Genomic DNA, 18,227 nt, shown 5'->3' with positions numbered 1-18,227 from the left:
GTATGTCACAGGTAAAAACTGCAAAGGGCTTCTGGCCGGGTTTCAACCAGCGCAAGTTCCTCGACGACTGGGTGATGCTGCTGGCGGCGTTGACCATCTTTGTGCTCAGCGCGCTGTTCATCGACAACTTCCTTTCGCCGCTGAACATGCGCGGCCTGGGCCTGGCAATTTCCACCGTGGGCATTGCGGCGTGCACCATGCTGTTCTGCCTGGCGTCGGGGCATTTCGACTTGTCGGTGGGCTCGGTGATCGCCTGTGCCGGGGTGGTGGCGGGGATCGTGATCCGCGACACCGACAGCGTGGTGCTCGGCGTATCGGCGGCGTTGGCCATGGGCCTGGTGGTGGGGCTGATCAACGGCATCGTGATCGCCAAGCTGCGCATCAATGCATTGATCGCCACGCTGGCGACCATGCAGATCGTGCGCGGCCTGGCCTATATCTTCTCCAACGGCAAGGCCGTCGGCGTGATGGACGAAGGCTTCTTCGTGTTCGGCAACGGCCAGTTGATGGGCGTGCCGGTGCCGATCATCATCACCGTGCTGTGCTTTGTGTTCTTTGGCTGGCTGCTCAACTACACCACCTACGGGCGCAACACCATGGCCATCGGCGGCAACCAGGAAGCGGCATTGCTGGCGGGGGTGAACGTTGATCGCACCAAGATCATCATCTTTGCCGTGCACGGTTTGATCGGCGCGTTGGCCGGGGTGATCCTTGCCTCACGCATGACCTCGGGCCAGCCGATGATTGGCCAGGGGTTTGAGTTGACGGTGATTTCGGCTTGCGTGCTGGGCGGGGTGTCGCTGAGCGGGGGCATCGGCATGATCCGCCATGTGATTGCCGGGGTACTGATTCTGGCGATCATCGAGAATGCGATGAACCTGAAGAACATCGACACTTTCTACCAGTACGTGATCCGGGGTTCGATCCTGTTGCTGGCGGTGATCATTGACCGCATGAAGCAGCGCTGAGAACCCCGATCTAAACAACCCTGAAAATCCAATGTGGGAGCGGGCTTGCTCGCGAATGCTTTGTGTCAGCCAGCCCATCTATTTCTGACACACCGCATTCGCGAGCAAGCCCGCTCCCACATTTGGATCTCCACTGTATTGACGTTCAGCTTTTGCCATAATGGCGCCGTTTTCGTACTTCCCACATAGGCCCGATATGCAGGAAAACCCTCAGTCCCCCGTCAAAGACGCCGCCCCCACCGGCACCCAGACCCTGTTGCGTGGCCTGGGCGTGGTGCAGGCGGTGGCGGCCGGTGCGCGGGATCTGAAAGAGATCGCCAGGCGCATCGGCACCACGCGCAGCACCACCCATCGCCTGGCCAGTTGCCTGGTGGAAGAGCGTTACCTGCGCGTGGTGCCGCAAGTCGGTTACCTGCTGGGCCCCAAGCTCATCGAACTGGGTTTCCAGGCGCGTGAAGAGTTGCCGCTGGTGACCTTGGCCATTCCTTATCTGGATGAGCTGTCGGCATTGACCGGCGACACCATCCACCTGGCCATCCGTGAATACGACGACGTGCTGTACCTGCACAAGAACCCGGGGCGCAACGGCCCGGAAATGCGCTCGCGGGTCGGCCATCGCATGCCGTTGGCGCGTACCGGTATTGGCAAGGCGTTGTTGTTGGATGACACGGTGCAGGAATGGCAGCGCCTGTACGAAGTGAGCCAGCCGGTTGTCGGCAAACACCAGCCGTGGCCGCAACACCCGGAACAGTCCTGGGCGCAGTTTGAGCAGCGCATGCACGAGTACGTGGTGGGGGGCTTTGCGTTCGATCTGGAAGACAACGAACCGTCGATCCGTTGCGTGGCGGCACCGGTGCGCGATGCCAGCCGGCGAATCGTCGCCGGCATCAGCATCGCCAGTACCGTGCCCTACATGCCGCTGGAGAAAATGGCCGAGCTGATCCCTGTGATCAAACAGGTCGCAGCGCGGCTGTCAGCGGAGTTGGGCGCGAAGGCCTGATCAGGCCTTCAAGGTCGCCATGTCGATGACAAAGCGGTACTTCACGTCGCCGGCGATCATGCGGGCGTAAGCCTCGTTGATCTGGCGGATGTCGAGCATTTCGATGTCGCAGGTGATGTTGTGCTCGGCGCAGAAATCCAGGACTTCCTGGGTTTCGGCAATGCCGCCGATCAGCGAGCCGGCCAGCACTTTACGGCCCAGTACTAGCTTGGCCGCGTTGACCGGTGGGTCGACCGGTTCGATCAGGCCGACCAGGATATGCACGCCGTCAAAGCGCAGGGTGTCGAGGTAGGGGTTCAGATCGTGCTGCACCGGGATGGTGTCCAGCAGGAAGTCGAACTGCCCGGCGGCGGCCTGCATCTGTGCGTCGTCGGTGGACACGATCACGTGGTCGGCACCCTGGCGACGACCTTCTTCCGCCTTGCTGGCCGAGCGGGTGAATAGGGTGACTTCGGCGCCCATCGCCTTGGCGAACTTGATGCCCATGTGGCCCAAACCGCCCATGCCCAACACGCCGACTTTGTCGCCGGCCTTCACGCCGTAGTGCTTGAGCGGCGAGTAGGTGGTGATGCCGGCGCAGAGGATCGGCGCGGCGCTGGCCAGGTCGAGTTTGGCCGGGATCTTCACCACAAAGTGCTCGCTGACCACGATGCTGTCGGAGTAGCCGCCCATGGTGTTGCTGCCGTCTACGCGGTCCGGGGTGGCGTAGGTCATGGTCGGGCCTTCGAGGCAGTATTGCTCAAGGTCCGCGTGGCAGGCGTCGCAGTGACGGCACGAGTCGACCATGCAGCCGACGCCGACCAGGTCACCGACTTTGTGCGCGGTGACGCTGGCGCCGACGGCGGTGACTTTGCCGACAATTTCGTGGCCGGGCATCAGCGGGTACACGGCGATACCCCATTCGTTGCGTGCCTGGTGGATGTCGGAGTGGCACACGCCGCAGTAGAGGATCTCGATGGCCACGTCATCGGCGCGCGGGCTGCGGCGCTCGAACGACATGGGGGCCAGGGGCGTGGTGGGCGACTGGGCGGCATAACCGATAGCGGTGTACATGGAGGCAACCTCGCAAAAGTAATCACAGGTGAGGCGGCGCATTCTCCGCGCCGGGTCCGTGGGCGGCCATGGCGATTGCTCCGAACCTCATGCCTATTCGTCCGGGAGTGCCGGGTGTTTGGATCCATGGGCCTTCAGACCTGCGATGATGTTCTCATCCCTTTTTCGCGAAGTTTTTTGCCATGTTGTTGACCCGCCATCTCGATGCCAACGCCACCCTGGTTGCCTTGATCGAGGGGCTTACGCCCTGCGACGGTTTCTCCCCGACGAACCTGCCCGGCGTGCAGGTACTGCGCGCCAGTTGCGACGTGGCGCGCGGGCCGCAGATCTATGAGCCGAGCCTGATGTTCGTGGCCCAGGGCAGCAAAGTTGCGTACCTGGGCCCGCGTACGCTGGAGTACGGCGCCGGGCATTACCTGATCCAGGCGATGCCGGTGCCGTTCGAGTGCGAGACCTTTGCCATGGCGCCGGATGCGCCGCTGTTCGGCGTGACGGTGGGCATCGACCGCGTGGTGCTGGGCGAGTTGGTGATGGCCATGGGGATCCAGGCCGGGCCGCCGCCGACCGCACAAACCCTGGAGTCGATGAGCTCGGTGGTGCTCGATGATGCGATGCGCGGTTGTGTCGAGCGACTGCTGCAGTGCCTGCACGATCCGCTGGAAAGCCGGATCATGGGCCCGGCGCGGGTACGCGAATTATTGTTCACCGCACTGCGCGGGCCACAGGCGGATGTGCTGCGCGCCTTGGTGGAACAGCAGGGGCAGTTTTCGCGGATTGCCACGTCGTTGAGCCACTTGCACGCTCACTATGACGAGCCGCTGAACATCGAAACCCTGGCCGGTTATGCGCACATGAGTGCGTCGACCTTTCACGAGCATTTCAAGCGCTGCACGATGTTGTCGCCGGTGCAGTACCTCAAGCGTTTGCGGCTGCTCAAGGCCCAGCAATTGCTGCTGGTGGAGGGCATGGGCGTGGCGCAGGCGGCGCACCGCGTGGGGTATCAGAGCACGTCGCAGTTCAGCCGCGAGTACAAGCGCTACTTCGAGCGCAGCCCGGGGGAAGAGCGCGCTGCCTAAATCTTATTGATTCAACTCGGTCAATGTGGGAGCTGGCTTGCCTGCGATAGCGGTCTGTCAGTGTCTTATGTGTAGCTGACCCCCCGCTATCGCAGGCAAGCCAGCTCCCACAATTGACCGCGTCGTGTCAGCTATAAAAAAGGCTCCCATTTGGGAGCCTACTTTTGGCTTACATATTCGGGTAAGTCGGCCCGCCCGCGCCTTCCGGCGTAACCCACGTGATGTTCTGCGAAGGATCCTTGATGTCACAGGTCTTGCAGTGCACGCAGTTCTGGGCGTTGATCTGGAAGCGCTTCTCGCCGTCTTCCTTGGTGATCACCTCATACACGCCGGCCGGGCAGTAGCGCTGCGCTGGTTCGTCGTAGAGCGGCAGGTTGGTGCCGAGCGGGATGCTCGGGTCCTTGAGCTTCAAGTGGCACGGCTGCTCTTCTTCATGGTTGGTGCTGGAGAGGAACACCGAGCTCAGCTTGTCGAAGCTCAACTTGCCGTCGGGTTTGGGGTAGTCGATCTTCTTGCTGTCCTTGGCCAGCTTGAGGCAGGCGTAGTCCGGCTTGGTGTCGTGCAGGGTGAACGGCATCTTGCCGCCCAGGATGTTCTGGTCGAACCAGTTGAAACCGGCGCCGAGGATCGGGCCGAACTTGTGCATCGCCGGGCCGAAGTTACGGCTGGCGAACAGTTCTTCGTAGAGCCAGCTGTTCTTGAAGCTGTCGACGTAAGCGGTCAGTTCATCACCGCCTTCGGATTCGGCAAACAGGCGGTCGGCCACGGCGTCGGCGGCGAGCATGCCGGACTTCATCGCGGTGTGGCTGCCCTTGATCTTGGCGAAGTTCAGGGTGCCGAGGTCGCAACCGATCAGCGCGCCGCCCTTGAAGACCATCTTCGGCAACGAGTTCAGGCCGCCTTTGCAGATGGCACGGGCGCCGTAGCTGATGCGCTTGCCGCCTTCGAGGTACTGGGCCAGCACCGGGTGATGCTTGAGGCGCTGGAACTCATCGAACGGCGAGAGGAAGGTGTTGCTGTAGGACAGGTCGACGATCAGGCCGACGACCACCTGGTTGTTTTCCAGGTGATAGAGGAACGAGCCACCGGTGTTCTCGGCGCTCATGATGTCCAGCGGCCAACCGGCGGTGTGCACCACCAGGCCTGGCTGGTGCTTGGCCGGGTCGATTTCCCAGATTTCCTTGAGGCCGATGCCGTAGTGCTGGGCGTCGGCGTCGCTGTCCAGGTTGAAGCGCTGGATCAGTTGCTTGCCGATGTGGCCACGGCAACCTTCGGCGAACAGCGTGTACTTGCCACGCAGTTCCATGCCCGGGGTGTAGACGCCTTCTTTCGGGTTGCCTTCACGGTCGACGCCGAGGTCACCGGTGATAATCCCGCGTACCACGCCGTTTTCGTCGAACAGTGCTTCCTGGGCGGCGAAGCCTGGGTAGACTTCCACGCCGAGGTTCTCGGCCTGTTGGGCCAGCCAGCGGCACAGGTTGCCCAGGGAGATGATGTAGTTGCCTTCGTTGTGCATGGTCTTGGGCACAAAGAAGTCAGGGACCTTGGTGGAGGCTTCGGCGCTGCGCAGTACATAGATGTCATCGCGCACCACGGGGGTATTCAGCGGGGCGCCGAGTTCTTTCCAGTCCGGGAACAGTTCGTTCAGGGCGCGTGGCTCGAACACGGCACCGGACAGGATGTGTGCGCCGACTTCGGAGCCTTTCTCGACCACGCAGACGCTGATTTCCTTACCGGCTTCGGCGGCCTTCTGCTTCAATCGGCAGGCGGCAGACAGGCCTGCCGGGCCAGCGCCGACGATGACCACGTCGAATTCCATGTATTCGCGTTCCACAGGCTATCTCCTACTCAAGGCTCAACAGGCTTTTTTTTCTAATGGGTGGAGGTTCGGTGTCGTCTTGCAGCAACGGCAAGACCCACCTTTCTCTCTAGGTGGCGCATTATATCTACACCACTGTCAGCGTCCAATACAAACGTTTGTTTGAATTGCCCGCAGGCTAGGTAAATCCAAGTGGCGCGGCTTATGACTGGCTATTTTGCCGTATTGACCAGAATAGGTGTTCCGGTCAATATACGGTCGGTTTTGCGCTAACCGTAGGCAGACTGCAGGTTTCAAGAGCACGTCCAAAAGCAAGAAAGGTGGCGCGCGTCCAAGCAATGGCGCGCAGTTTACACGCTGCGATAAAGAATGACCTCTCAGTCACTACTGACGAACGGTCATCACTTCCCGTGAGCAAGGTCATCCGCCGACGTTTTTGGAGGTGCCCTTGTGTGCCGATGAGCATCAACCGCCAGGTTCGCCTAGGCGACTTTCTTTTCACCGGAGAGTAACGAGGAATCCATGAAGGTTCTTGTAGCTGTCAAACGCGTTGTCGATTACAACGTGAAAGTTCGCGTCAAGGCGGACAATTCCGGCGTCGACCTTGCTAACGTCAAGATGTCGATGAACCCTTTCTGCGAAATCGCTGTGGAAGAAGCTGTACGCCTGAAAGAGAAAGGCGTGGCGACTGAAATCGTCGTGGTTTCCATCGGCCCTACCACTGCTCAAGAGCAGCTGCGCACCGCGCTGGCACTGGGCGCTGACCGCGCTATCCTGGTCGAGTCCGCTGAAGACCTGACCTCCCTGGCCGTTGCCAAGCTGCTCAAAGCCGTTGTCGACAAGGAACAGCCTCAACTGGTGATCCTCGGCAAACAGGCCATCGACAGCGACAACAACCAGACTGGCCAGATGCTGGCTGCCCTGACCGGTTACGGCCAAGGCACCTTCGCTTCCAAAGTTGAAGTGAACGGCGACAGCGTCGCAGTGACCCGTGAAATCGACGGCGGCGCACAAACCGTTTCGTTGAAGCTGCCGGCCATCGTCACCACCGACCTGCGTTTGAACGAGCCGCGCTACGCGTCCCTGCCAAACATCATGAAAGCCAAGAAGAAGCCGCTTGAGTCGGTTACTCCAGACGCTTTGGGCGTTTCCACCGCCTCCACCAACAAGACCGTCAAGGTTGAAGCACCGGCTGCTCGCAGCGCGGGCATCAAGGTCAAGTCGGTTGCAGAACTGGTCGAGAAACTGAAAAACGAAGCGAAGGTAATCTAACCATGACTATCTTGGTAATCGCAGAACACGATAACAAGGCGCTGGCTCCGGCCACCCTGAACACCGTGGCCGCTGCCGCTAAAATCGGTGGCGACATTCACGTGCTGGTAGCAGGCCAGGGCGCTGGCGCCGTGGCTGAAGCCGCCGCGAAAATCGCAGGCGTGAGCAAAGTCCTGAACGCTGACAATGCGGCCTACGCGCATCAGCTGCCGGAAAACGTTGCCCCGCTGGTTGCAGAGCTGGGCGCTGGCTACAGCCACATCCTGGCTGCCGCTACCTCCAACGGCAAAAACATCCTGCCACGCGTTGCCGCGCAGCTGGACGTTGACCAGATCTCCGAGATCATCTCGGTTGAAAGCGCTGATACCTTCAAGCGCCCGATCTATGCCGGTAACGCCATTGCCACCGTGCAATCGACCGCTGCAATCAAAGTGATCACGGTGCGTGCCACCGGTTTCGACCCGGTTGCTGCAGAAGGGGGTTCGGCTGCCGTTGAAGCCGTTGCCGCTGCCCACGACGCTGGCACTTCCAGCTTTGTTGGCGAAGAGCTGGCCAAGTCGGACCGTCCTGAGCTGACCGCTGCCAAGATCGTCGTTTCCGGCGGCCGTGGCATGCAGAATGGTGACAACTTCAAACACCTGTACGCCCTGGCTGACAAGCTGGGCGCTGCGGTCGGCGCTTCCCGCGCGGCCGTCGACGCAGGTTTCGTACCCAACGACATGCAGGTCGGCCAGACCGGCAAGATCGTTGCGCCACAGCTGTACATCGCCGTCGGTATCTCCGGCGCGATCCAGCACTTGGCCGGTATGAAAGACTCCAAAGTGATCGTTGCGATCAACAAGGACGAAGAAGCACCGATCTTCCAGGTGGCCGATTACGGCCTGGTGGCGGACTTGTTCGAAGCCGTACCTGAGTTGGAGAAGCTGGTCTAATCCAGCCGCTTCACTTATAAAGAGCCCGGTCTTATGACCGGGCTTTTTTTTGCCCTGTAGGAGCCGGCTTGCCGGCGATGGGGCTGTCAAATCTGTATTGATCGTACGGACGCCATCGCCGGCAAGCCGGCTCCTACAAGGGATGCGTTTGTCATTGGGAGGAGGGGTCATGGAATTGCGTCGTTGGAGTGTATTGTTGGGGCTTGCGTTGCTGCCGGGCCTGGCGCTGGCCGCCGGCAAATGCGAGCGCCTGGTGATCACCGGCAGCCCGGACGCGCCACCGCTGCTGTGGCGTGACCCGCAAGATCCGACGCACCTGATCGGCGCCACCGCCGACGTGTTGCAACAGGTGGGCAACGACCTCGGCCTGAAAATCGACCTGCTCTACGGCGGCAAGCGTTCCCTGGCACTGGATGAAGTGCGCAGCGGGCGCATGGACATCCTGGCCGATGCGCCGCTGAACTTGGGCGAGCTGGAAACCCTCGACTACATCCACCCGGCGCTGGTGCAGATCGATTACCTGGTGTGGACCCGCAAGGATTCGCCGCTGGTGTATGCCTCGGCCGCTGACCTGCATGGCCACAAGGGCGCAGTGTCGGAGCGGGCGCGCTTGAGTGCCGAGTTCGAGATGTTTGCCAGCCAACAACTCAGCTTGCAGCGCCTGCCCAACCTGACCCCGGCGTTTCAGAAGCTGCTGCTCGGTGAGGTGGACTACGTGCTCGCTGGGCGTTATTCCGGCATGGCCATGGCCCAGACCCTGGGCATGAGCAATGACCTGGTCGCCCGCGAAGTGCCCATCGACCAGCCGGGACTGTACCTGGCGATTTCCCACAACTCGGCCTGCAATGATCCGTGGCTGCGCGGACAGTTGGCGAAAAAGATGACAGAATTGCCCGCTTCCGGTGTGGCGCAAGCGGCGTTGCAGCGCAATCTGGAGCGTTGGAAAGCGCAATTGCAGCAACCCGTCGGCACCCCAGCAAAGTAAGGATTTTCAGTGACTCTTCGACCTCTTTTCGCGGCCCTCGCCGTTGTCGCTCTGGCGGGATGTGCAACCGATCCGGCACCGAATGAACAAATTCGCCTCACCCAGCAGGCCTTGGAACAAGCCAGTGCGGTGGGCGCCAGTACTGATGAATCGCCTGAACTGAAACTGGCTGAAGACAAATTCGCCCGGGCCAAGGCCGACATGGCCGATCAGTCCTACAAACACGCGCGCATGCGTGCCGAACAGGCCGAGCTGGACGCACGCCTGGCCGAAGCCCAGGTGCTGACCCGCAAGAGCCAGGAACAACTGAATGTGCTCAACACGCGCATCACCCGCCTGCGCAAGCAATTGCAGTTGGGAGAAGCCCAATGAGCCCGTTGATCCGTGGTTTGAGCTGTGTGTTGCTGCTGGGCAGCGCGGTATTGGGCGGTTGTGCCAACCAGCCCAACAGCGAACAGGCGTTGCAACTGGCCAGCAATGACTTCCAGAAGGTCAAGGAAGACGCCAATGTGCTGCGCTTTGCGCCCAAGGACATCATCCGGGCCGGCGAGTCCCTCGCCCGCGCCGACCGTTTGTCCAGCTACTGGGGCAGCGGCGCCGACGTGGTGCACTACGCCTACCTGAGCCAGCGCTACAGTGCCATCGCCCGTGAACACACTGAGCAGGCGCTCAACGCCGAGCGCGGCGTCAAGCTCGAACTGGAGCGCCAGCGCCTGCAATTGGCCCTGCGTGAAAACAAGCTGGCCAGTGTGCAGCAGCAGGGCAAGTGGCTGGAGCAGCAAATCGCCAGCCTGACCACTACCCAGACCGACCGCGGCCTGGTGATGACCCTGGGCGATGTGCTGTTCGACACCGGTGAAGCCGAGCTGGAAAACTCCGCCAACCGCACCGTGCTGAAAATCGTGCAGTTCCTGCAACTGAACCCCAAGCGCACAGTGCGCATCGAGGGCTACACCGACAACACCGGTGGCGAGCAGGAAAACCTGAAACTGTCCCGCGACCGTGCGCAATCGGTGGCCGATGTGTTGATGGACCTGGGCATCGATGAGCAGCGTATCGAAGTCCAGGGGTACGGCGACCAGTACCCGGTGGAGGCCAACGCTTCCGAGCGGGGCAGGGCGCAGAACCGTCGGGTCGAGATCGTCTTCTCCGACGAAAAAGGCCAACTCGGCGCCGCCCGCTAAAGTCTCTTGTAGGAGCCGGCTTGCCGGCGATTCAGGCACCTCGGTGTGTCAGGTAAACAGCGGTGATGCCATCGCTGGCAAGCCAGCTCCTACAGCTCTCTGTGAACCGATCATTGATCGGTTTTTTTATGCCTGCGATTCTGTTCAACCACCCTTACAGTTTTTACTGTCACTCCCGCCCGCGCTCGACTATTGTGGCAACTGTCCCCGTACACTTCTAAACTGTGCCGGTATGTTTCACACAAAAATAAAATACCCGTGAAATCGAGTGCTGCGTCATGACCAATCTGTTGCTTTACCAACGTATCGCCCAGCAACTGGCTGAGGATATCCGGCGCGGTGTCTATCAACCGGGGGAGCGCGTGCCTTCGGTGCGCAAGATGAGCTCCCAGCTCAATGTGAGCCATGCGACGGTATTGCAGGCCTACGCCAACCTGGAAGACCAGGGGCTGATCCGGGCGCGGCCGCAATCGGGCTACTACGTGCACCAGACCCCCGCGCTGACGGCCCCTACGCCGGACATCGCACGGGTCGAGCGCCCGGGGTTGGTCACCCGCAGCAGCATCATCCAGCAGGTATTGGTCGAGTCGCGCCGCGAAGGGGTGTTCCCGCTGGGCGCGGCTGTGCCGAGTGTCGACTACCTGCCCGTGCGGGCACTGCATCAGCAGTTGGCCAAGGTCACGCGCTTCCAGAGCCCACGGGCATTCAGCTACATGTTCAGCCCTGGCTTCGAGCCGCTGCGCCGCCAGGTCGCGATTCGCATGCGCGACGCCGGCGTGGTGGTGGACCCTTCCGAAGTGGTGATCACCCACGGCTGTGTCGATGCGTTGCAGATGTCGCTGCGTGTGCTCACACGCCCTGGCGACCTGATCGCCGCCGAGTCACCGACCTATTACGGTTTGCTGCAACTGGCCGACCTGTTGGGCCTTAAAGTCATCGAGATCCCCAGCGACCCGGCCACCGGCATGAGTCTGGAAGCCCTGCAATTGGCTGCCAACCAATGGTCGATCAAGGCCCTGGTGCTGACCACGCGCTTGAGCAACCCGCTGGGCGCGACCATGCCCGAGGAGCGCCAGAAGCAACTGCTGCGCCTGGCGTCGGACTTTGATATCCAGATCGTCGAGGACGATATCTACGGCGAGCTGATGTTCGAGCTGGGCCGCACCAAGGCGCTCAAAGCCTACGACCGCCTGGATCGGGTGATCTACTGTTCAAGCTTTTCCAAGACCTTGTCCCCCGGTGTGCGCATCGGCTGGATGATCGCCGGCAAATACCAGCAGGAAATCCAGCGTTTGCAGATGTTCAGTACCCATTCGGCGTGCAGCGTGACCCAGATGGGCGTTGCGGCGTACCTGGAAAACGGTGGCTATGACCGGCACCTGCGCTACATCCGCCAGGAATACCGCAAGAACCTCAGCGCGTTTCAGCTGGCGGTGCAGCAGTATTTCCCGGAAGGCACGCAAATGACCCGTCCGACGGGGGGCTTTATCTTGTGGGTCAGTTTGCCGGGGCGGGTCAATACCCAGGAATTGCACGTGCGCGCCCTGCAGCAGGGCATCAGCATTGCGCCGGGGGTGATATTCAGTAATACGGAACAGTTCAACCACTGTATCCGCCTCAACTGCGGCACCCCGTGGAACCGTGAGGCAGAGCGCGCGCTGATGACACTGGGCATGCTTGCCAGCCAGTTGTGCCAGGAAACTGCAGCGGGTTTTTGAGGCGTGCATTGGGGACAGTACCGCTCGCTGGCTGATCAGCACGCTTGTCATGCCGCGCACAACAAGCGAGCATATGGCCCTCTGCCGTTAATGCTGTTGGCGATATGACTTCTATTTTCCGCGCTGCTGTGGTGATTGGCCTGCTAAGCCTGTGCAACGTCGGCACGGTGCTGGCGGCAACCCCCGTGACGGACAGCAAGCCCGCCGCCACTAGCCAGCAGAAGACCCCCGCGAAAAAACCGGCCCCGGCGAAAAAAGCCCCGGCAGTCAAGAAGAAGGCGGCGACGATCAAAAAGCGTGCGCCGATCGCCAGCAAGTCCAAATCGGCCCATGAAGTGGCCCAGACCCAACTGCCACCCGCACAGTTGGACCTTTCGCTGCCTTCGGACATGGTCAGGCACTTGCAGCCGATTGGCACCATGCCCAAGCCCAAGAGTGTGCCGTTGTTGCCGCCCATGTTCGGCGAGAAGCCGTCCGACAACAGCGCGTTCCAGATCAACGGCCGTCTGCTCAGCAACGAGATGAAGCTGCAACTGCGTAACGAAGAACGGCGTGAGGTGGAAGGCGCCGCGCTGGATTTCGAATTCAAGCAGTAAACTGTTCCCCTGAAGGTGACCCCGACCCTCGACCATCTGTCGCAGACTGGTCAGTCACGTTTGTTTTGTGCGAAAAACCCCTGTTAGACCATTTTAAAACGGCTGTTTAAGGGCGTACTCTAGCCCGGCCATCCACATTGAGTCGTCGAGGACCTGCTGGTCATGAAATGCCGTGAAGGCTGTGGCGCTTGCTGCATCGCCCCCTCCATCAGTTCACCGCTGCCGGGAATGCCCCAGGGCAAACCTGCGGGGGAGCGTTGCCTGCACTTGTCGGTCGAACAGCTATGCCTGCTGTTCGGCCAGCCGGAGCGCCCTGCGGTGTGCAGTGATTTCAAGGCAGATCCTGAGGTGTGTGGCACCGACCAGGCCGATGCCATCCGGTTGATCGGCTGGTGGGAGCAGATGACGGCGGCTTGATGGGCTTTACTATCGGAACTTCAACAATAAGGAATACAACAATGGGTTCGCTGAAACGAATGGCTGTGTTGTGCGGTGTTACGGTGTTGTTTGCTGCCACTGCCCAGGCTGAGGATTGGCAAGTCGCCAAGGACGAAGACGGTATCAAGGTGTCCCTGAGCGAAATTGCCGGCTCCAAGTACAAGGCCTATCGCGGTGTGACCGTGATAAAGGCACCCGTGGCAAAAATCGTTGCCCTGCAGGAAGACGCCGTCGGCGCTTGCACCTGGATCCACGAGTGCAAATCGCAGAAATTGCTGAAGACCGAAGGTGACAAGAGCTGGACCTACACCCAGTTCAAGGCACCGTTCCCGGTGACCGACCGCGATTCCATCCTGGAGATCACCACCAGCAAATCGGCTGATGGCACCGTGACTCGCAAGCTGCTGGAAGTGCCGACCTACCAGCCAGAAGTCAAAGGCTACGTGCGTGTGGCCCAGGTGGACGGCTACTGGAAGCTGGTACCCAAAGGCGACAACCAGACCGAAGTCACTTATCAGGTGCACACCGAGCCAGGCGGCAGCGTGCCGTCGTGGTTGGCCAACAAGTTCGTGGTGGACGCGCCGTTCAACACCTTGAAAGCCCTCAAGGAACGCGCCGAGAAGTAAGCGCTACCGGTCCGGTGCCTCCGGCCTTGGGTGGAACGTTTGGCGAACCCCCAAGGTCCAGATAGATGTGAGCCCACACGCGGGCTTTATCGAGGAGGCACCGATGCAAACGTGGCAAATTACCTTCGTTGATGACCACGGCGTAAAGGCTGTGGAGCAGTTCACCTGCGAACAAAAGCCCAGCCTCGAAGACGCTGCGCACATGATTCGCAACAAGCTGGTGCCCGTTGCGGCCGAGCTTGACCTCAATGACCTGGAAGGCCGCAAGCCCGAGCCGACGGTCAAGATCCTCAAAGACCAGAACAGTATCCAGATCCTCGACATCTCGCCTGCCGCCTGAACATTCCCTGACTGCCATTAAAGCGCCTCTGGTGGAGGTGATAGCTTCGCGCTACTCTGCAATCGAGATCAGCGAATGATTCGCTAAGGTCTGGTCTTGTCAGCTACATGCTTGTTTTCCCTCGGTGTTGTTATTTGCCGTAGCACCCGCGCCAGTAGGGCGCGGGCTTCGGGAAGCACGGAAAGTCTATCCATCAATTTGAGGAGCACTTTTCATGAGCACAGCCTATCAAGAAGACATCAGCACCAACGTTCTGCGCCGCATGAAAGAAGGCGGCTTCGACTTCTCACGTTTCCACCCCATCGAGTTCTACGCCATTTTTCCGGATGAGGAACGGGCGCGCAGGGCGGCGGGTCGGTTTCGCGGGGAATCCCTGAATGCCCAGGTCAGTGCGCGCGATGACGGCGCCTGGTACCTGGAACTGAGCAAAATCATGTTCGCGACCTACGACGGCATAGGAGACTTCGAGCAAGACTTTGAGGCGGTGGTCGAGCCGCTGGGCGGGATCATCGAAGGCTGGGGCGTCAAGCAGGAGGTGCGTGGGTTACCCATGTAGCAGTATGAGAAACACAGCGTATCGGCTGACCTTCGGGTCGGCCGTTTTTGTTTGTGCAGTGCCGTCACCACCACCCCTGTAGGAGCTCGCCTTGCCGGCGATGGCGATTTTTCGAGGCGAAAAAAAAAGCCACCCTAAGAAGGGTGGCCTAAAGGGAAGACCGGAGGAGCCGGTGGGTACACGAAACACCACGTTACCGATTGCGCATGGGTTGAGGCTGTAGGACGAGTCCTGTTCAGCAGATGGTGGTGATTATCCGCAGGGTTGGCCGGGCAGTGAAATCAACTCTGGCTATGCTGTTGATAGCCAAAGCCCGCATTGCGATGAAGCGTGCGGCCTGGCGTCGGGCATTCTGCGCACCAGGACGGTGCGACACGGGCCTCGTATGAATTCAACTCACTGATTTTCAAGTGTTTATGCCGCTGGCACGGGCCTTGCGATGGTTCTTGCGTCCGGGTGACAAGGAGTACGGCATGATCCGCACTTATTACGACGAAATGTACGATGGGGCAGGGCAGGTTCGCCCCCATTACCGCGAGTTCGCCCGATGGTTGGCCGAAACCCCGGCTGAACTGCTGGCCCAGCGCCGGCGCGAAGCCGATTTGCTGTTTCACCGCGCCGGAATCACCTTCACGCTCTATGGGGACGAGCAGGGCACCGAGCGCCTGATTCCGTTCGACACCATCCCACGCAGTATTCCGGCCAGTGAATGGCGGGTTGTCGAGCGGGGCTGCATCCAACGGGTCAAGGCGCTGAACATGTTTCTTGCCGACCTGTACCACGAACAACGCATCATCAAGGCCGGGATCATCCCCGCCGAACAGGTGCTGGCCAACGAGCAATACCAGTTGGCCATGCAGGGCCTGGACCTTCACCGCGATCTGTATTCCCACATTTCCGGGGTCGATCTCGTACGTGATGGCGACGGCACCTACTACGTGCTGGAAGACAACCTGCGCACCCCCAGCGGCGTCAGCTACATGCTCGAAGACCGCAAGATGATGATGCGCCTGTTCCCCGAGCTGTTCGCTGCCCAGCGCATCGCGCCCATCGACCATTACCCCAACCTGCTGCTCGACACCCTGAAAAGCTCAAGCCCCCTGGATAACCCCAGCGTGGTGGTGCTGACCCCGGGCCGCTTCAACAGCGCGTTCTTCGAGCATGCCTTCCTTGCCCGGGAGATGGGCGTGGAGCTGGTGGAAGGCGCCGACCTGTTCGTGCGCGATGACCGCGTGTTCATGCGCACCACCGACGGCCCCAAGGCCGTGGACGTGATTTACCGTCGCCTTGACGACGCGTTCCTCGACCCGCTGGCCTTCAACCCGGAGTCGATGCTGGGCGTGCCCGGCCTGCTCGCCGCGTATCGCTCGGGCAACGTGGTGCTGGCCAATGCCATTGGCACCGGGGTGGCGGATGACAAGTCGGTGTACCCCTTCGTCACCGAGATGATCCGGTTTTACCTGGACGAAGAGCCGATCCTGAAGAACGTTCCTACCTTCCAATGCCGCAAGCCTGACGAACTGTCCTATGTGCTGGCCAACCTGCCGAACCTGGTGGTGAAGGAAACCCAGGGCTCCGGTGGCTACGGCATGCTGGTGGGTCCAGCGTCCACGGCGGCGGAGATCGAAGCCTTTCGTGCACGCATCAAGGCCAAGCCCCACGCCTATATCGCCCAGCCCACCTTGTGCTTGTCCACGTGCCCGACCTTTGTCGAGAACGGCATCGCGCCACGCCACATCGACCTGCGCCCGTTCGTGTTGTCCGGCAAGGAAACCCGCGTGGTGCCGGGCGGCCTGACCCGCGTGGCCCTGCGCGAAGGCTCGCTGGTGGTCAACTCGTCCCAGGGCGGCGGCACCAAAGACACCTGGGTGGTGGAGGACTGATGCCATGTTGAGTAGAACTGCCTCCGACCTGTACTGGATGTCGCGGTACCTGGAGCGTGCGGAAAACCTCGCGCGCATGCTCGATGTCAGCTATTCGCTGTCGTTGATGCCGCAGGACGGGCATGGCGACGGCCTGCACGAACTGGCCATGCCCTTGCTGATCACCGGCACGCTGGAGGATTACCGCGAACGCCATGGCGAACTGCATGCCGAACACCTGCTGCACTTTTTTGCGCTGGATGCGGCCAACCCCGCCAGCATCTACAGCTGCCTCGGTGCTGCGCGGGCCAGCGCCCATGCGGTGCGTGGGCGAATCACCGCCGACATGTGGGAAAACATCAACGCCACCTGGCTGGATATTCGCGATATCGCCCAGCAGGGCCTCAGCCGCTACGGCATGAGCCGCTTCTGTGAGTGGGTCAAGGAGCGCTCCCACCTGTTTCGCGGTGCCACCTACGGCACCATCATGCGTAACGATGCCTTCCGTTTCATTCGCCTGGGCACCTTTATTGAACGAGCCGACAACACCTTGCGTCTACTGGATGCGCGCTACGAAATGGCTGGCGATCAGGCCGCCGCAGTCACTGACGGCACGGCCCACGCCTACTACCAGTGGAGTGCATTGTTGCGGGCGTTGTCGTCGTTCGAGGCGTACACCGAGATCTACCGTGATGCCCCTGGCGCTCGACAAGTCGCTGAGTTGTTGCTGTTGCGCGCCGATGTGCCGCGTTCGCTGCGTGCCTGCAGTGAGGAGATCGACCAGATCCTCGCCAGCCTGCCCGGCCTCAACGGTCGGCCGGCTCAACGCCTGGCGGCCGAGATGGACGCGCGCCTGCGCTTCACAGCCATCGACGAAATCCTCGAGGAAGGCCTGCACGCCTGGCTGACCGACTTTATTCCTTTGGTGCGCCAGTTGGGCGACGCCATCTACAGTTCCTACCTGGAGGCCGCATGAGACTCTCCATCAGTCACGAAACTACCTACCACTACGAGGACCAGGTGCGTGCAAGCATCCAGTACCTGCGCCTCACGCCCCACGACAGCGAGCGCCAGCACGTGCTCAGTTGGCAACTTGACCTGCCCCGCCCGGTGCGCGCGCAGGTGGACCCGTTCGGCAATATCCTGCATGTGCTGACCCTGGATGAGCCCCACGAAGCCATCATCATCGGCGCCCGGGGCCAGGTCGACATCGACGAGTTGCGCGAGGCTGAACACGAGAGCCAATCAGCCTTCCCGTTCCTGCGCAGCACACGCCTGACCGAACCCGATGACGCGTTGCGCCGGTTTGCCGAGCAGCACTGCCATCAGCGTCGCGACCGCACGGCGCTGATCGACCTGATGCACGGGCTCAACCAGGCGATGGTCTACACGCCGGGCGCCACTGAAGTCGACACCAGCGCCGCCCAGGCCTTTGCTGGCAGGGCAGGGGTGTGCCAGGACCACGCCCATGCATTCCTGGCCTGCGCGCGCAGCCTGGGGATTCCGGCGCGGTATGTGTCGGGGTATTTGTACAGCGAAGACAGTGCACACCTTGCCAGCCACGCCTGGGCCGAAGCCTGGCTCGACGACGCCTGGTACAGTTTTGACGTGACCAACCAACTGGCCCGCCCGGAGCGGCATTTGAAGCTGGCCGTGGGCCTGGATTACCTCGACGCCTGCCCGGTACGCGGCATGCGCCGCGGAGGCGGGCATGAACAGATGCATGCCAAAGTGTTTGTGGCACCGACGCCCGTCATTTCAGTCCAGCAGCAATAGGCGACGTAGATCTAATGTGGAAGCTG

Annotated in this window: 19 protein-coding genes; 17 read left to right on the top strand and 2 right to left on the bottom strand. The window is 61.1% G+C overall.

All coding sequences use genetic code 11. The annotated features are described in order from the left end of the window. The first annotated feature begins 2 nt into the window (after positions 1-2). Both araH and M2394_RS15440 read left to right on the top strand, forming a co-directional pair. Positions 3-968 carry an L-arabinose ABC transporter permease AraH gene (gene araH / locus M2394_RS15445; RefSeq protein WP_176997903.1) on the top strand — a complete coding sequence of 322 codons (966 nt, stop codon included), beginning with the start codon at positions 3-5 and terminating at the stop codon, positions 966-968. Positions 969-1,164: 196 nt separating this feature from the next. Beyond that, a complete protein-coding gene (locus M2394_RS15440; RefSeq protein ID WP_178924617.1) occupies positions 1,165-1,968 on the top strand; it encodes an IclR family transcriptional regulator in 804 nt (267 codons plus the stop codon). Here the strand turns inward: M2394_RS15440 and M2394_RS15435 are convergent, their stop codons facing one another. Continuing rightward, positions 1,969-3,021, bottom strand: coding sequence for an NAD(P)-dependent alcohol dehydrogenase (locus tag M2394_RS15435; protein ID WP_178924619.1), 1,053 nt, complete (start codon positions 3,019-3,021; stop codon positions 1,969-1,971). It abuts the gene before it with no gap. 182 nt (positions 3,022-3,203) lie between these two features. Between M2394_RS15435 and M2394_RS15430 the strand changes: the two genes are divergently transcribed. Further along, positions 3,204-4,097, top strand: a complete 894-nt coding sequence (locus M2394_RS15430) for an AraC family transcriptional regulator (protein WP_176997900.1) — start codon at positions 3,204-3,206, stop codon at positions 4,095-4,097. 169 nt (positions 4,098-4,266) lie between these two features. Here M2394_RS15430 and M2394_RS15425 read toward each other — a convergent pair whose 3' ends face one another. Further along, complete coding sequence (locus M2394_RS15425) at positions 4,267-5,931, bottom strand: electron transfer flavoprotein-ubiquinone oxidoreductase (RefSeq protein ID WP_178924621.1); 1,665 nt, start codon at positions 5,929-5,931, stop codon at positions 4,267-4,269. 507 nt (positions 5,932-6,438) lie between these two features. Here M2394_RS15425 and M2394_RS15420 point away from each other — a divergent pair. The 14 genes from M2394_RS15420 (at position 6,439) to M2394_RS15355 (ending at position 18,201) form a co-directional block, all read left to right on the top strand. Continuing rightward, complete coding sequence (locus tag M2394_RS15420) at positions 6,439-7,188, top strand: electron transfer flavoprotein subunit beta/FixA family protein (protein WP_178924623.1); 750 nt, start codon at positions 6,439-6,441, stop codon at positions 7,186-7,188. 2 nt (positions 7,189-7,190) lie between these two features. Continuing rightward, entirely contained in the window at positions 7,191-8,120 is a 930-nt protein-coding gene (locus tag M2394_RS15415; RefSeq protein ID WP_178924625.1) for an electron transfer flavoprotein subunit alpha/FixB family protein, read from the top strand. A 169-nt stretch (positions 8,121-8,289) separates the two neighbouring features. After that, positions 8,290-9,105 carry an ABC transporter substrate-binding protein gene (locus M2394_RS15410; RefSeq protein WP_259173060.1) on the top strand — a complete coding sequence of 272 codons (816 nt, stop codon included), beginning with the start codon at positions 8,290-8,292 and terminating at the stop codon, positions 9,103-9,105. 9 nt (positions 9,106-9,114) lie between these two features. Continuing rightward, complete coding sequence (locus M2394_RS15405) at positions 9,115-9,477, top strand: DUF4398 domain-containing protein (protein ID WP_178924629.1); 363 nt, start codon at positions 9,115-9,117, stop codon at positions 9,475-9,477. Then, the gene (locus M2394_RS15400; RefSeq protein WP_178924631.1) at positions 9,474-10,289 is read left to right on the top strand and encodes an OmpA family protein; all 816 of its coding nucleotides are present in this window, start codon (positions 9,474-9,476) and stop codon (positions 10,287-10,289) included. Before M2394_RS15405 ends, M2394_RS15400 begins: the two co-directional genes overlap by 4 nt. A 278-nt stretch (positions 10,290-10,567) precedes the next feature. Further along, complete coding sequence (locus M2394_RS15395; protein WP_017138335.1) at positions 10,568-12,007, top strand: PLP-dependent aminotransferase family protein; 1,440 nt, start codon at positions 10,568-10,570, stop codon at positions 12,005-12,007. 104 nt (positions 12,008-12,111) lie between these two features. Continuing rightward, positions 12,112-12,603, top strand: a complete 492-nt coding sequence (locus M2394_RS15390; protein WP_259173059.1) for a translation initiation factor 2 — start codon at positions 12,112-12,114, stop codon at positions 12,601-12,603. A gap of 162 nt (positions 12,604-12,765) precedes the next feature. Then, positions 12,766-13,020 (top strand): YkgJ family cysteine cluster protein, encoded by a 255-nt coding sequence (locus M2394_RS15385; protein WP_176997892.1) that lies wholly within the window; start codon positions 12,766-12,768, stop codon positions 13,018-13,020. 41 nt (positions 13,021-13,061) lie between these two features. Further along, positions 13,062-13,667: an START domain-containing protein gene (locus M2394_RS15380; RefSeq protein ID WP_259173058.1), complete on the top strand. Its 606-nt coding sequence runs from the start codon at positions 13,062-13,064 to the stop codon at positions 13,665-13,667. Between the two features lie 103 nt (positions 13,668-13,770). Further along, on the top strand, positions 13,771-14,007 hold the full coding sequence (locus tag M2394_RS15375; RefSeq protein ID WP_176997890.1) for a hypothetical protein: 237 nt from the start codon (positions 13,771-13,773) through the stop codon (positions 14,005-14,007). 214 nt (positions 14,008-14,221) lie between these two features. Then, the gene (locus tag M2394_RS15370) at positions 14,222-14,563 is read left to right on the top strand and encodes a ribonuclease E inhibitor RraB (RefSeq protein WP_003193463.1); all 342 of its coding nucleotides are present in this window, start codon (positions 14,222-14,224) and stop codon (positions 14,561-14,563) included. A 473-nt stretch (positions 14,564-15,036) separates the two neighbouring features. Continuing rightward, complete coding sequence (locus M2394_RS15365) at positions 15,037-16,446, top strand: circularly permuted type 2 ATP-grasp protein (RefSeq protein WP_259173057.1); 1,410 nt, start codon at positions 15,037-15,039, stop codon at positions 16,444-16,446. 4 nt (positions 16,447-16,450) lie between these two features. Next, positions 16,451-17,401 (top strand): alpha-E domain-containing protein, encoded by a 951-nt coding sequence (locus M2394_RS15360; RefSeq protein WP_259173056.1) that lies wholly within the window; start codon positions 16,451-16,453, stop codon positions 17,399-17,401. Then, positions 17,398-18,201, top strand: coding sequence for a transglutaminase family protein (locus tag M2394_RS15355; RefSeq protein ID WP_259173054.1), 804 nt, complete (start codon positions 17,398-17,400; stop codon positions 18,199-18,201). The genes M2394_RS15360 and M2394_RS15355 overlap by 4 nt, the downstream gene beginning before the upstream one ends. The last annotated feature ends 26 nt before the right edge of the window (positions 18,202-18,227 follow it).

Origin of the sequence: Pseudomonas sp. BIGb0164 (assembly GCF_024810135.1) — a bacterium.
Classification (GTDB): Bacteria; Pseudomonadota; Gammaproteobacteria; order Pseudomonadales; family Pseudomonadaceae; genus Aquipseudomonas.
The sequence above is the reverse complement of the archived record's forward strand: the minus strand, read 5'-3'. Positions and strand labels throughout refer to the sequence as shown.